Source organism: Streptomyces sp. NPDC085946, from assembly GCF_044540485.1.
In the GTDB taxonomy this organism is placed as follows: domain Bacteria; phylum Actinomycetota; class Actinomycetes; order Streptomycetales; family Streptomycetaceae; genus Streptomyces.
Genome location: NZ_JBITSF010000018.1, coordinates 144,711 through 157,929, shown reverse-complemented (window position 1 = coordinate 157,929; position 13,219 = coordinate 144,711). Strand labels below are relative to the sequence as shown.

The following is a 13,219-nucleotide window of genomic DNA, read 5'->3' as shown; positions in this document are numbered from 1 at the left end:
GTCCCGGGAACGGATCGCGGAGTCTTACCCTGGTCGCGTGCCAAAGACGAAAAAGGCGAAGGACGAAAAGCCGACCAAGCCCGCCAAGAAGGGCAGAAAGGGCGAGAGGTTCTCCGTCCCTTCGCGGGTGGACGCGCCGCAGGCGCCGGGGAAGCCGCCGGCGGACGACGAGAAGGGCCTCGACTTCGCGCGCGCGTGGGTGGAGTTCCCCGACCCGGCGGACGAGGAGCAGGTGTTCCGCTGCGACCTCACCTGGCTGACCTCCCGCTGGACCTGCATTTTCGGCAGCGGCTGCCAGGGCATCCAGGCGGGCCGCGCGGACGACGGGTGCTGCACCCTGGGCGCCCACTTCTCCGACGAGGACGACGAGAAGCGGGTCGCCGAGCACGTGGCGAGGCTCACCCCGGACATCTGGCAGCACCACGCCGAGGGCACCGCCAACGGCTGGGTGTCCGAGGACGAGGACGGCGACCGCCAGACCCGCCCCTTCCAGGGCTCCTGCATCTTCCAGAACCGGCCCGGCTTCCCGGGCGGCATGGGCTGCTCGCTGCACATCCTCGCCCTGCGGGAGGGCCGCGAGCCGCTGGAGACCAAGCCGGACGTGTGCTGGCAGCTGCCGATCCGGCGGACGTACGAGTGGATCGACCGGCCCGACGACACGCGCGTGCTCCAGGTGTCGATCGGCGAGTACGACCGCCGCGGCTGGGGCCCGGGCGGCCACGACCTGCACTGGTGGTGCACGTCGGCGACCTCGGCGCACGGCGCGGGCGAGCCGGTGTACGTCTCCTACCGGGCGGAACTGACCGAGCTGATGGGCAAGGCCGGCTACGACCGCCTGGTCGAGCTGTGCGAGGAGCGGCTCGCCTCGCACCTGCCGCTGCTCGCGCCGCATCCCGCGGATCCGGCGGGCTGAGACGGCCGGAGCGGCCGGGTGCGGGCGGGCGGGGACGGCGCCCCGGCCCGCTCGCGCCCGGCCCGTGCCCGGAGGGCGGCTCGCTCCCCGGCCCGTGCGCACCGGGCCCTACGAGGCGGCCGGGCTCGGGGTGTCGCCGCCGGTCGGCGCGGATGCCGAGCTCGTCGGGCCGGTGGGGGCCGGTTCGGTGGGCGTCGGGTCCGGGGCGGGGGACGACGGGGGCGGGGTGCTCGGCACGGGGGCCGGGGGCGCGGAGGTCGTGGGGGCCGGGTCCGGGCGGGCCGGGGGCGGGGTGCCGGGGCGGGGACCCGGGGTGCCGGGCGCGGTGCCGTAACCCTTGATGGAGACGACGGCGCCGACGGGGGCGACCGCCACCTGCGCGCTCCAGGGCCCGGACGGCTCGCGCAGCTGGTCCACGTACACCCTGATCGTCGACGACCGGCCCGGGCGGAGCGTTCCTGCGGACTGGCTGAGGTAGAGCCAGCCGGCGCCCGTGGACGCGGACCAGCGCACCGGTTCCGAGCCGGTCGCGGTCAGGGTGATCAGCGTGGTGTCGCCGCTGTTGCCGGCCGTGACCTCCAGGCGGGCCGCGCCCTTGCGGCCGGCGCCGGCGACGCTGATGACCTCCACGGACACGTCGGGCCGGCCGTCCCTGCCGAAGCGGGCGCCGGGCCGGGTGCGGGCGTTGCCGGTGTTCTCGTAGCCGCCGCCGACCGCCTCGCCGTCCAGGCCCGCCGGGTCGTCCGCCTCGCGCGCGGTGGCCGTGCGGCCGTCCGCGCCCTCGCCGGCGGGCGTGCCCCGGTAGGCGGCCCACAGGGCGATCACGGGGGCGGCGACCACGGTGGCGACGACGGTCGTGGTGACGGCGCGCGCCCGCAGGCGGTCCCTGCGGGCCGCGCGGTCCTTGGGGTCCACGGGGAAGCCGCGCCGGTCGAAGCGGGGCGCGCCGCGCCGCACGCGCGCGTGCGGCGCGCCGGCGGCGTGCAGGGCCGCGCGGGGCGCGGGGAGGACGGGCAGCTCGTCGGGGGTGACGCTGGTGCCGGGCCAGCGGCCGGGCATCGCGCGTTCGGCGGTGCGGCGGCACCGCGGGCAGTCGTCGACGTGCCGCACCAGCTCGCGGCGCAGGGTCGCGCTGAGCACGAACTGGCGGTCCCCGGTGAAGGGGGCCACGCCCGGGCAGGCCCCGGTCTCGACCACGGCGAGGGCCGCGCGGGTGCGTTCGACCTCGCAGGCGGCGGAGGCCAGCAGGGCGCGGGCGGCGGCCGGGTCCATGCCGAGGACGGCGGCGACCTCGCGGGCGGCGAGGTGGTGGCGCACGGCGAGTTCGAGGGCCTCGCGCTGCTCGGGGGTGGTACCGGCCGCCTCCGGCCAGGCCAGCAGGGCCAGTTCCCGGCGCCGCCGCTCCCGGACCTCCGGCGGGACCGGCGGGTCGGACGGCGCGTCGTCCTGCCGGTCGCCGCGGCCCGCCGCGTGGGTGGCCTGACGTTTCTGCTTGGCCTCGGCCAGCTTGCGCAGGCACGCCCAGCGGGCCAGCGCGTACAGCCAGGCCCGGCGGTCCCCGGCCGCCTCGGGGACGTGCCGGCCGCGGCGCTCGGCGAGCGCGAGGACGTCGCCCAGGGCGGCGGTGGCGGCGTCGTGGTCGCACAGCACGGACAGGCAGTAGGTGAACAGGCCGTCCAGGTACGGCTCGTAGCGCGCGGGCGGCCGCTGCACCAGGGTGCGCGCCGCCGCGGGACGGTCGCGCACCTCCCTGCGCGCCCGGTGCGCGCCGGTCGTGCGGGTCGAGGTCTCCGGACCACTGCTCGTCATTCGGCGACCGTAGGCGGCCGGGGGTGGCGCCTTCTGGCGCGTTGCGCACTTTTAATCCGTACGGGTGAAACGATCCCTCATAAGGGGACAGGAGGTTTTCGTTCCGGGGAGGCGGGGGGGTTGATGGGGGCGGCACCGGGGTCGGCGCGGGGTTGATCCGGGGGCGGCCGGGGTGGGGCCGGGGGTGGCCGGAGATCGGCTCGGGGGCGGTCGGAGATCGGCTCGGGGGCGGCCGGGGGTCGGTTCCGAACCGGCCGGGGGCCGGTCCCGAACCGGACGAGGGACGGTCGCGGCCGGCCCCGGCGGAGCCCGCGGCTCCGGTCCCGCACCGCCGCGGCGGCCCGCTGTCAGTGGCGCAGGCTACGGTTTCGTCATGGCTGCCCGTACCAAGTCCACCAAGGACCGCCCGTCCTACCGCTGCACCGAGTGCGGCTGGCAGACGACCAAGTGGCTCGGCCGGTGCCCCGAGTGCCAGGCCTGGGGGACCGTCGAGGAGTACGGCGCGCCCGCCGTCCGCACGACGACACCGGGCCGCGTCACCACCTCCGCCCTGCCCATCGGCCAGGTCGACGGCCGCCAGGCCGCCGCCCGCTCCACCGGCGTGCCCGAGCTGGACCGGGTGCTCGGCGGCGGACTGGTGCCCGGCGCGGTGGTGCTGGTCGCGGGCGAGCCCGGCGTCGGCAAGTCGACGCTGCTGCTGGACGTGGCGGCCAAGTCGGCGAGCGAGGAGCACCCCACGCTGTACGTCACCGGCGAGGAGTCGGCCAGCCAGGTCCGGCTGCGCGCCGACCGCATCAACGCCATCGACGACCACCTCTACCTCGCCGCCGAGACCGACCTGGCGGCCGTGCTCGGCCACCTGGACGCGGTCAAGCCGTCCCTGCTGATCATGGACTCCGTGCAGACGGTGGCGTCGCCGGAGATCGACGGCGCGCCCGGCGGCATGGCGCAGGTGCGCGAGGTCGCCGGGGCCCTGATCCGCGCCTCCAAGGAGCGCGGCATGTCGACCCTCCTGGTGGGCCACGTCACCAAGGACGGCGCGATCGCCGGCCCGCGCCTGCTGGAGCACCTGGTGGACGTCGTCCTGCACTTCGAGGGCGACCGGCACGCCCGCCTGCGCCTCGTACGGGGCGTCAAGAACCGCTACGGCACGACCGACGAGGTCGGCTGCTTCGAACTGCACGACGAGGGCATCACGGGCCTGGCGGACCCCAGCGGACTTTTCCTGACACGCCGGGCCGAACCGGTCCCGGGCACCTGTCTGACCGTCACCTTGGAGGGCCGCCGCCCGCTGGTGGCCGAAGTGCAGGCGCTCACGGTCGACTCGCAGATCCCCTCCCCGCGCCGCACGACGTCCGGACTGGAGACCTCCCGCGTCTCGATGATGCTCGCGGTGCTGGAACAGCGCGGCAGAATCAGCGCCTTGGGCAAACGGGACATTTACTCCGCAACGGTCGGCGGGGTGAAGCTCTCGGAACCGGCCGCCGACCTGGCCGTCGCCCTCGCCCTGGCGTCGGCCGCGAGCGACACCCCGTTGCCGAAGAACCTCGTCGCGATCGGCGAGGTCGGCCTCGCGGGCGAGGTCAGACGGGTCACGGGCGTGCAGCGCAGGCTCGCCGAAGCCCACCGCCTGGGCTTCACGCACGCCCTGGTGCCGGGCGATCCGGGCAAGATCCCGGCCGGTATGAAGGTGCTGGAAGTCGCGGACATCGGGGACGCCCTGCGGGTCCTCCCGCGCTCCCGTCGCCGAGAGGCCCCACGGGAGGCGGAGGACCGCCGGTAGACTTTGCCCTGGTCTCGCCCGTCCGTACGAACCCAGAGTGCGCAACGGGGGCGCCCCAGAACCTGCGACCGGAGGAGTGCAGTGGCAGCCAACGACCGGGCAGCAGCTCCCGGAAAGTCTGGTGGGAGTGCCGGTTCCGATGGCCTGATGCGCGCCTCGCTGAGCGCCGTGGCACCCGGTACCGCCTTGCGTGACGGCCTGGAGCGCGTGCTCCGCGGCAACACCGGCGGACTCATCGTGCTCGGTTCCGACAAGACCGTCGAGGCACTGTGCTCGGGCGGTTTCGTGCTGGACGTCGAGTTCACCGCGACCCGTCTGCGCGAGCTGTGCAAGCTCGACGGCGGCATCGTGCTGTCCTCGGACCTGTCCAAGATCCTGCGGGCGGGCGTCCAGCTGGTGCCGGACCCGACGATCCCGACGGAGGAGACGGGCACCCGGCACCGCACGGCGGACCGGGTCAGCAAGCAGGTCGGCTTCCCGGTCGTCTCCGTCTCCCAGTCGATGCGCCTGATCGCCCTGTACGTGGACGGCCAGCGCCGCGTCCTGGAGGACTCGGCGGCGATCCTGTCCCGCGCGAACCAGGCCCTGGCGACCCTGGAGCGGTACAAGCTCCGCCTCGACGAGGTCGCGGGCACGCTGTCGGCGCTGGAGATCGAGGACCTGGTGACCGTCCGGGACGTCTCGGCGGTCGCCCAGCGCCTGGAGATGGTGCGCCGCATCGCCACCGAGATCGCCGAGTACGTGGTCGAGCTCGGCACGGACGGCCGGCTGCTGGCCCTCCAGCTGGACGAGCTGATCGCCGGCGTGGAGCCGGAGCGCGAGCTGGTCGTGCGGGACTACGTGCCCGAGCCGACCGCGAAGCGCTCCCGCACGGTCGACGAGGCCCTCGCCGAACTCGACGCCCTCTCCCACGCCGAGCTCCTGGAGATGCCGACGGTGGCCCGCGCCCTGGGCTACACCGGCTCCCCCGAGACGCTGGACTCGGCGGTCTCCCCGCGCGGCTTCCGCCTCCTGGCCAAGGTGCCGCGCCTGCCCGGCGCGATCATCGACCGTCTGGTGGAGCACTTCGGCGGCCTGCAGAAGCTGCTCGCCGCGAGCGTCGACGACCTCCAGACGGTGGACGGCGTGGGCGAGGCGCGGGCCCGCAGCGTCCGGGAGGGGCTGTCCCGGCTGGCGGAGAGCTCGATCCTGGAGCGGTACGTCTGACCCTCTGCCCCGAGGCGACCGGTCCGGCCTGCCGCGATCCGTCCGGCCTCAGGGCCCGTCCGGCCTGCGAGGATCCGACTCGCCTTCGGCGGTCCGGCTTGCTTTCGGCGGTCCGTGTGACGTGTGGTGGTCCACCTGCCCCGCGGCGATCCACCTGAGCTGCGGCGGTCCGTCCCGCCTTCGGTCCGACGTCCCGCCTCCGGCAGGGGTGCGGTCGGCCCGCGGGAGCGGGACGCGGCCGGCGGCGCCGGGCCGGCGGAGCGGGGCTGCGTCCCGCCACCCGGCGGCGACTCCCCCTGGTCTCCCGGCGGGGACCCTCAGTCGTCCTTAAGCACGAACGAGGTCTGCACCTTCGTGAAGCCGGGTGCCTTCGCCTCCACCAGGTACGTGCCCGCCGAGGCGGACCCCGCCGGAGGCGTCGCGCACCGGGCGGCGCTCGGCTTGCGGTCCCACTTCACGGTGTAGGTGATGCCGTCCTCGGCCGGCACCCGGAAGACCAGGCTGGCCGGCCCCTTGGGGCAGTCGTCCGACGCCCAGTAGGCGTCCTCGTCGTCGGCCTGAGTGATCGTCATGACCGCGTTCTTCGGGCCGAGGTCGACCTTGCAGTCGTGCTCCGAGACGTTGCGCGCGGTCAGCCGGAAGGTGGGCGTCTGCCCGGGCCCGTAGGTGTTGCGGACGCTGCGCAGGCTGAACCTGACCACGCTGGGCGTGCACTCCGGCAGCGCGGAGCCGGCCGGGAGCGTGTCGCCGGCGCCGACCCCGGCGGTCGTGCCGCCCTGCGAGCCGCTGCCGGCGGCACCGCCCGCGCCGCCCGACCCGTCGCTCCCCCCGGAGTCCCCGGAGCCCGAGCCGCCGCCGGAACCCGACGAACCCCCGGAGCCCGACCCGTCCTCCGACTCGTCGCGCCCGCCCGGCGCCTGGCTGATCGCCGGTCCGGAACTCGACGGACCCGGCGTGATCGACGGCGCGGGATTCTTGCCGTCGGCCCCGTTGTCGCGGCCCCCGTCGCCGCTGCCGCCGCCGGACGTGACGATCCACGTCATCAGCAGCGCCAACAGGGCGATCACGGACACCAGAACGACCCTCCGACGCCAGTAGATGGAGGAGGGAAGCGGCCCGACCGGATTGCGCAGAGATCCCACGGCGAAAACTGTACGAGAGATCGACGACTTCGCTCGTCCCACCCGCCGCTGACAGCGACAACTTTTCCGGATCATCATTTCGCAACGTGCCCTGTCCGCCCCGGCTTTCACCGGGTGCACCCCCTGACGGTCGCAGTACGTGACGACACCGGCCCGACGCCTACCGTCCGTCACCATGGACTCCGCGGCCACCGGTCTCCACCGCGGCATCACCTGGCTCGCCCACGACACTCCAACGTGGGTACGGCGCACGGCGGGTGTCGGGACGAAGGCCGGACTCCTCGTGTTCGGCGCGCTGTTCACCGCCGCTCGGCGGCGGTCCCGGCGTACGGGTGCGGCGGGGTGCTCAAGTCCCTTGTGGCGCGGGAGCGTCCGTGCCGCGCGGTCGCGGGGCGGCGCTCCCCGGCCGGGTGCCCGCCGTGCGGCGGCCGGTCGTTCCCGAGCAGCCACGCCACCGTCTCGGGCGCGGCGTCCGTCGCCCTGGTCCCGGTCCGCCGCACGCCGGTGCGGGTGACCGCGCCGCGAGCCCTGTTTCCGGTGTTCTCACGGGTGTTGGCCGGCGCGCCCTGCCCGCTCGACGTCGCCGCGGGTCCCGCCGCCGGCACGGTCGGCGCCCTCCTCGCCGTACGCCCGGGCGTCGGGTCGGTGACCCGGCCGGCCGGGGCGCCGCGCCGTTCCCCGGCGCCCGTTGCGCGCCGGCTCACCGTTCCCGGCCCGCGCGACCTCCCGTACGGCGCTCCCCGCCCGCCCGCGCGCCGCCGCCGGGGCTCACGGTTCCACCAGTCCGCCTCGTGCGCCACGATCGCCGCCCGCTCGCGGCGGCGCCCGCCGAGCCGGTCGAGGGCCGCCCTGACGTACGCCTTCACCGTGCCCTCCACCAGGTGCAGCCGGAAGGTGGTTCCGGGCCGGGCGGACCGGCGGACGCGACGGCGGCGGGGAGGGCCGCCGCCGGGCGGGCCCCGGCCGTGCGCGGTCCCGGCAGCAGCGCGGACACGGCGAGCGCCGGGCCTCGGGAGACGCGGAACGGGGCGGGCGCCAGGGTCCGGCTCAGAGCGGCGGCGGCCGTCAGCGCCAACGCTGGCGGCCGCCGCCGGACACGCCGGACGCCACGGCGAGCGCGGCGAGACCGGCCGGCCGCTGCCGGAGCGGGCGCGGCTCGTTCGGCCCGAGCCGGTCCGCGGCGACCGCCGGCACCGCGGGGCCGCCCGCAGGAGGGCGCTCCGCGGCGGGCGGGTCGGAGGCGTCGCATGCGGCCGGCGCCACGAGCGGGCGCCGGGGCGGCACCCGCCGATCGTCGGGTGCCCGCCGTCCGCGGGGGTGGCGCTGCCGCCGCAACGGCGGGTCGGCGTGGCAGGATCGAATGGCCATGACTGCGCCCACGAAACCCCCGCACACCAGTCCCGCCGACCCCGCCGCCGACCCCCTCGCCGACAGCGTCCGCGAGCACGCCCCCACCGGGCCCGCCGTCCCGGAGCCCTCCCCCGACAGCGCGCCCGCCGTCCCGGAGCCCTCCCCCGACAGCGCGCCCGCCGTCCCGGAGCCCTCCCCCGACAGCGCGCCCGCCGTCCCGGAGCCTTCCTCCTGCAGCGCGCCCGCCGTCCCGGAGCCTTCCTCCTGCAGCGTGCCCGCCGTCCCGGAGCCTTCCTCCGGGAGCGTGCGCGCCGTCCCGGAGCCCGTTTCCGGAGAGCCGCTGCACTCCCCCGTCATCGACTGGTTCGACACGCACGCCCGCGACCTGCCGTGGCGGCGGCCGGAGGCCGGCGCGTGGGGGGTGATGGTCAGTGAGTTCATGCTCCAGCAGACGCCGGTGAGCCGTGTCCTGCCCGTCTACGAGCAGTGGATGGCCCGCTGGCCGCGCCCCGCCGACCTGGCCGCGGAGGCCCCCGGCGAGGCCGTGCGCGCCTGGGGCCGGCTCGGCTACCCGCGCCGCGCCCTGCGGCTGCACGGCGCCGCCGTCGCCATAACGGAGCGGCACGGCGGTGACGTACCGGCCGACCACGCCCAGTTGCTCGCGCTGCCCGGCATCGGCGAGTACACCGCGGCGGCCGTCGCCTCCTTCGCCTACGGGCAGCGGCACCCCGTCCTGGACACCAACGTCCGCCGGGTCTTCGCCCGCGCGGTGACCGGCGTGCAGTACCCGCCGAACGCCACCACCGCCGCCGAGCGCAAACTGGCCCGCGCGCTGCTGCCCGACGACGAGAGGACCGCCGCCCGCTGGGCCGCCGCCTCCATGGAGCTCGGCGCGCTGGTGTGCACGGCGAAGAACGAGTCGTGCCACCGCTGCCCGATCGCCGCGCAGTGCGCGTGGCGGCTGGCGGGCAAGCCCGCGCACGACGGGCCGCCGCGCCGCGGCCAGACCTACGCGGGCACCGACCGCCAGGTGCGCGGCCGGCTCCTCGCCGTCCTGCGGGAGGCCCACGCACCGGTCCCCCAGGCGGCCCTGGACCGGGTCTGGCACGAACCGGTCCAGCGCGCCCGCGCCCTGGACGGCCTGGTCGCCGACGGCCTCGTGGAGCCGCTGCCGGGCGGCCTGTACCGGTTGCCGCTGACGTGACGGGGGGCCGGGGGCGGGCGGGCGGCCGGCCTCCGGCCACGACCGGGCGGTTCCTCTCCCCTCCCATTGACGGGAGTAACCCGAACGAGTGACTCGTCACGCGAATCGTTGACACCGAGAGGGAGGCAAAACCCCCATATCCGCCCTGAACGGGCCGCCTCCTTACCCGATTCCGACGGCTGTTACACAACCGACGCACAGCCGCGCGCTGGTCGCGGGCTTGCTCGGACAGCGCCGTGACACGGCCTCCGTAGGTTCGTCCGCATCACACGGAGCAAGGGGAGCCGGCGGCGCGGGGCCGCCGGTCACGGGGAGCGGAGGCGGTTCGACATGGCGCAGGGCGAGGTGCTCGAGTTCGAGGAGTACGTCCGCACCCGGCAGGACGCGCTGCTGCGCAGCGCCCGCCGGCTGGTCCCGGACCCGGTGGACGCCCAGGACCTCCTCCAGACCGCGCTGGTGCGGACGTACGGCCGCTGGGAGACCATCGAGGACAAGCGGCTCGCCGACGCCTACCTGCGCCGGGTCATGATCAACACCCGGACGGAGTGGTGGCGGGCCCGCAAGCTGGAGGAGGTCCCCACCGAGCAGCTCCCCGACGCCTCCGTCGACGACTCCACCGAGCAGCACGCGGACCGCGCGCTGCTGATGGACGTCCTGAAGGTGCTCGCTCCCAAGCAGCGCAGTGTCGTGGTGCTGCGACACTGGGAGCAGATGTCCACGGAGGAGACGGCCGCCGCCCTCGGCATGTCGGCCGGAACGGTCAAGAGCACGCTGCACCGGGCGCTCGCCCGGCTCCGCGAGGAGCTGGAGGCCCGTGATCTGGACGCACGCGCGCTGGAGCGTGAGGAGCGGGAGCGGTGCGCGGCCTGAGCGACGGGGGGCCGGCGGGGGACGGCGCGGAGCTCCCCGGGCGGTCCTCCGGGCCCCCGCGGGTCCGGGGGGACCTCCCGGCGGTGACCACGGCGACGGCCGTGTGCGCCGCCCTCGCGGTTCTGCTCGCCGGCTGCGCCGCCGGCGGCACCGGCGCCCGTGACGAGGGTCCGGCCCACGCCGACTCGGCGGCGGGTGCCGCCTCCCCCGCGGCCGCCCCCTCCCGGACGCCCGACCGGGTGGACGCGGTCGAGCTCGTCATGTCCGACCCGGAGGTCTCCTCGGAGGTCAAGCGCGAGCTCCACCCGTGCGTCGCCGACGAGTACCCGGTCGACGTGTCGTACGGCAACCTCACCGGCGGCTCGGCCGACGACGTCGTCGTCAACGTGCTGACCTGCGGTGACGCGGTGGGCGTGGGCAGCTACGTGTACCGCGAGGAGGACGGCGGCTACGCGAACGTGTTCAAGGCCGAGGAGCCCCCGGTCTACGCGGAGATCGACCGCGGCGACCTGGTCGTGACCAAGCAGGTGTACGAGAGGGGCGACCCGGTGTCGAGCCCGTCCGGCGAGAACGTGATCACGTACCGCTGGACGGCGGGCGGCCGGTTCACCGAGGAGTACCGCACCCACAACGACTACGGCAAGGTCGTCGGCGACGCCCCGTCGCCGGTCCCCGACAGCTGAGGGCCGGGGCACGGCGCGCACCGCCCGGTCGCCGGGACCGATGCGGCGCCGGAGTGAACCCGGCGCGCGCCTGCCGCGTCCGCCCAAGGGACGGCCGGCGAGCACCCGGCACCGCACGAGAGCACACGAGAACTGAGAGCAGCGGGATGGCAGACCAGACCCACGTCCTGTTCGTCGAGGACGACGACGTCATCCGCGAGGCCACCCAGCTCGCGCTGGAGCGGGTCGGCTTCGCGGTCACCGCGATGCCCGACGGCCTGTCGGGCCTGGAGGCGTTCCGGGCGGACCGCCCCGACATCGCGCTGCTGGACGTGATGGTGCCCGGGCTGGACGGGGTGAGCCTGTGCCGCCGCATCCGGGACGAGTCGACCGTGCCCGTGATCATGCTGTCGGCGCGGGCCGACTCCATCGACGTGGTGCTGGGCCTGGAGGCGGGCGCCGACGACTACGTGACCAAGCCGTTCGACGGTGCCGTGCTGGTCGCCCGGATCCGCGCGGTGCTGCGCCGCTTCGGGCACGCCGGCGGCGGCCGGGCCGAGCAGCCGGACGCGGGGGCGGCCGGCGGGGTGCTGGCCTTCGGCGACCTGGAGGTCGACACCGAGGGCATGGAGGTGCGCCGGGCCGGCCTGCCGGTGGCGCTGACGCCGACGGAGATGCGGCTGCTGCTGGAGTTCTCCTCGGCTCCGGGCACCGTGCTCTCCCGCGACAAGCTGCTGGAACGCGTGTGGGACTACGGCTGGGGCGGGGACACCCGGGTCGTCGACGTCCACGTCCAGCGGCTGCGCACGAAGATCGGCCAGGACCGCATCGAGACGGTCCGCGGCTTCGGTTACAAGCTGAAGGCCTGATCCGGGGATGCGGGGGGCGGGAATGCGGGGGTCGTGGATGCGGGAGGCGTGGAGGCGGGCGTCGTGGCGGCGCCCGGTGGCCGCGTACGTGGAGCGCGCCGGCATCCGCACGGGCCTGAGGTGGAAGCTCAGTGCGGCGATCGCGCTGGTCGGCATACTGATCGCGGTGGTGCTGAGCCTGGTCGTGCACAACGCGGCCCGGGTGTCGATGCTGGACAACGCGCGCGACCTCGCCGACGAGCGCATCATGATCGCGCAGCGCAACTACGACCTGTCGGGGCGGATGAACTTCCCCAACACCAAGATCGACGACCCGGAGCTGCCCGCGGAGCTGCGGGAGAAGGTCGAGGAGGGCCGGCGGGCCACGTACGTCGCCGACCGGCCGGGCGACGCGCCGGACATATGGGCCGCGGTGCCGCTGAAGAACGGGCACGTGATGTCGCTGCACTCCGGGTTCACCGACCGCAGCTCCGACATCCTCAAGGACCTCGACCAGGCCCTGGTGATCGGCTCGATCGTGGTGGTCCTGGGCGGCAGCGCGCTCGGCGTGCTCATCGGCGGGCACCTGTCGCGCCGGCTGCGCAAGGCGGCCGCCGCGGCGAACCAGGTCGCGGGCGGCGAGACGGACGTACGGGTGCGGGAGGCCATCGGCGGGATGGTGCGGGACGAGACCGACGACCTCGCCAGCGCGGTGGACGCGATGGCCGACGCGCTGCGGCAGCGGCTGGAGGCCGAGCGGCGGGTCACCGCCGACATCGCGCACGAGCTGCGCACCCCGGTGACCGGGCTGCTGACCGCCGCCGAGCTGCTGCCCCCGGGCCGCCCGACCGAGCTGGTGCTGGACCGGGCCAAGGCCATGCGCACCCTGGTGGAGGACGTGCTGGAGGTGGCCCGCCTGGACGGCGCCTCGGAGCGGGCCGAGCTCCAGGACATCCTGCTCGGCGAGTTCGTCGCCCGGCGGGTGGCGGCCAAGGACCCGGACGCCGAGGTGCGGGTGGTGCACGAGTCCGAGGTCACGACCGACCCGCGCCGCCTGGAGCGGGTGCTGTTCAACCTGCTCGCCAACGCCGCCCGGCACGGCAGGCCGCCGATCGAGGTCACCGTCGAGGGCCGGGTCGTGCGGGTCCGCGACCACGGGCCCGGCTTCCCGGAGGACCTGCTCGCCGAGGGCCCGAGCCGGTTCCGCACCGGCAGCAAGGACCGTGCGGGCCGCGGCCACGGGCTCGGCCTGACCATCGCGGCCGGGCAGGCCCGCGTGCTGGGCGCCCGGCTGACCTTCCGCAACATCCGCCCGGCGGGCGCGCCGGAGCAGGCGCCCGCCGAGGGCGCGGTCGCGGTGCTGTGGCTGCCGGAGCACGCGCCGACGAACACCGGGAGCTTCCCGATGCTGCCGCAGTAGCGGTCGGCGGCC

General features: G+C 75.7%; 10 protein-coding genes and 1 pseudogene. 9 read left to right on the top strand and 2 right to left on the bottom strand.

Annotation, left to right across the window (positions count from 1 at the left end; genetic code table 11):
* Positions 1-37: 37 nt before the first annotated feature.
* Positions 38-913, top strand: a complete 876-nt coding sequence (locus tag ACIF8T_RS29880) for a hypothetical protein (protein WP_400039215.1) — start codon at positions 38-40, stop codon at positions 911-913.
* A 108-nt stretch (positions 914-1,021) separates the two neighbouring features.
* Here the strand turns inward: ACIF8T_RS29880 and ACIF8T_RS29875 are convergent, their stop codons facing one another.
* Positions 1,022-2,722 carry a hypothetical protein gene (locus ACIF8T_RS29875; protein WP_400039214.1) on the bottom strand — a complete coding sequence of 567 codons (1,701 nt, stop codon included), beginning with the start codon at positions 2,720-2,722 and terminating at the stop codon, positions 1,022-1,024.
* A gap of 373 nt (positions 2,723-3,095) precedes the next feature.
* Between ACIF8T_RS29875 and radA the strand changes: the two genes are divergently transcribed.
* The gene (gene radA, locus ACIF8T_RS29870; RefSeq protein ID WP_400039213.1) at positions 3,096-4,505 is read left to right on the top strand and encodes a DNA repair protein RadA; all 1,410 of its coding nucleotides are present in this window, start codon (positions 3,096-3,098) and stop codon (positions 4,503-4,505) included.
* 81 nt (positions 4,506-4,586) lie between these two features.
* Complete coding sequence (disA, locus tag ACIF8T_RS29865; protein WP_400039212.1) at positions 4,587-5,711, top strand: DNA integrity scanning diadenylate cyclase DisA; 1,125 nt, start codon at positions 4,587-4,589, stop codon at positions 5,709-5,711.
* Between the two features lie 317 nt (positions 5,712-6,028).
* Here the strand turns inward: disA and ACIF8T_RS29860 are convergent, their stop codons facing one another.
* Positions 6,029-6,853, bottom strand: a complete 825-nt coding sequence (locus tag ACIF8T_RS29860) for a hypothetical protein (RefSeq protein ID WP_400039211.1) — start codon at positions 6,851-6,853, stop codon at positions 6,029-6,031.
* Between the two features lie 114 nt (positions 6,854-6,967).
* Between ACIF8T_RS29860 and ACIF8T_RS29855 the strand changes: the two are divergent.
* The 6 genes and pseudogenes from ACIF8T_RS29855 to cseC form a co-directional block, all read left to right on the top strand.
* A pseudogene (locus tag ACIF8T_RS29855) lies at positions 6,968-7,420 on the top strand (phosphatase PAP2 family protein); the annotation flags it as partial.
* Between the two features lie 1,054 nt (positions 7,421-8,474).
* Positions 8,475-9,407, top strand: coding sequence for an A/G-specific adenine glycosylase (locus ACIF8T_RS29850; RefSeq protein WP_400039242.1), 933 nt, complete (start codon positions 8,475-8,477; stop codon positions 9,405-9,407).
* Positions 9,408-9,737: 330 nt separating this feature from the next.
* Positions 9,738-10,277 (top strand): SigE family RNA polymerase sigma factor, encoded by a 540-nt coding sequence (locus ACIF8T_RS29845; RefSeq protein ID WP_400039210.1) that lies wholly within the window; start codon positions 9,738-9,740, stop codon positions 10,275-10,277.
* An 83-nt stretch (positions 10,278-10,360) separates the two neighbouring features.
* On the top strand, positions 10,361-10,960 hold the full coding sequence (locus tag ACIF8T_RS29840) for a hypothetical protein (RefSeq protein WP_400039209.1): 600 nt from the start codon (positions 10,361-10,363) through the stop codon (positions 10,958-10,960).
* Between the two features lie 146 nt (positions 10,961-11,106).
* Positions 11,107-11,808, top strand: coding sequence for a two-component system response regulator CseB (cseB, locus tag ACIF8T_RS29835; RefSeq protein ID WP_400039208.1), 702 nt, complete (start codon positions 11,107-11,109; stop codon positions 11,806-11,808).
* A gap of 37 nt (positions 11,809-11,845) precedes the next feature.
* The gene (gene cseC, locus ACIF8T_RS29830; protein ID WP_400039207.1) at positions 11,846-13,207 is read left to right on the top strand and encodes a two-component system sensor histidine kinase CseC; all 1,362 of its coding nucleotides are present in this window, start codon (positions 11,846-11,848) and stop codon (positions 13,205-13,207) included.
* Positions 13,208-13,219 lie beyond the last annotated feature (12 nt).

Bases quoted from the DNA above. Each gene is read 5' to 3' on its own strand.
- ACIF8T_RS29875 (WP_400039214.1), bottom strand. From the start codon at position 2,722: ATGACGAGCAGTGGTCCGGAGACCTCGACCCGCACGACCGGCGCGCAC.
- radA (WP_400039213.1), top strand. From the start codon at position 3,096: ATGGCTGCCCGTACCAAGTCCACCAAGGACCGCCCGTCCTACCGCTGC.
- ACIF8T_RS29845 (WP_400039210.1), top strand. From the start codon at position 9,738: ATGGCGCAGGGCGAGGTGCTCGAGTTCGAGGAGTACGTCCGCACCCGG.
- cseB (WP_400039208.1), top strand. From the start codon at position 11,107: ATGGCAGACCAGACCCACGTCCTGTTCGTCGAGGACGACGACGTCATC.
- cseC (WP_400039207.1), top strand. From the start codon at position 11,846: ATGCGGGAGGCGTGGAGGCGGGCGTCGTGGCGGCGCCCGGTGGCCGCG.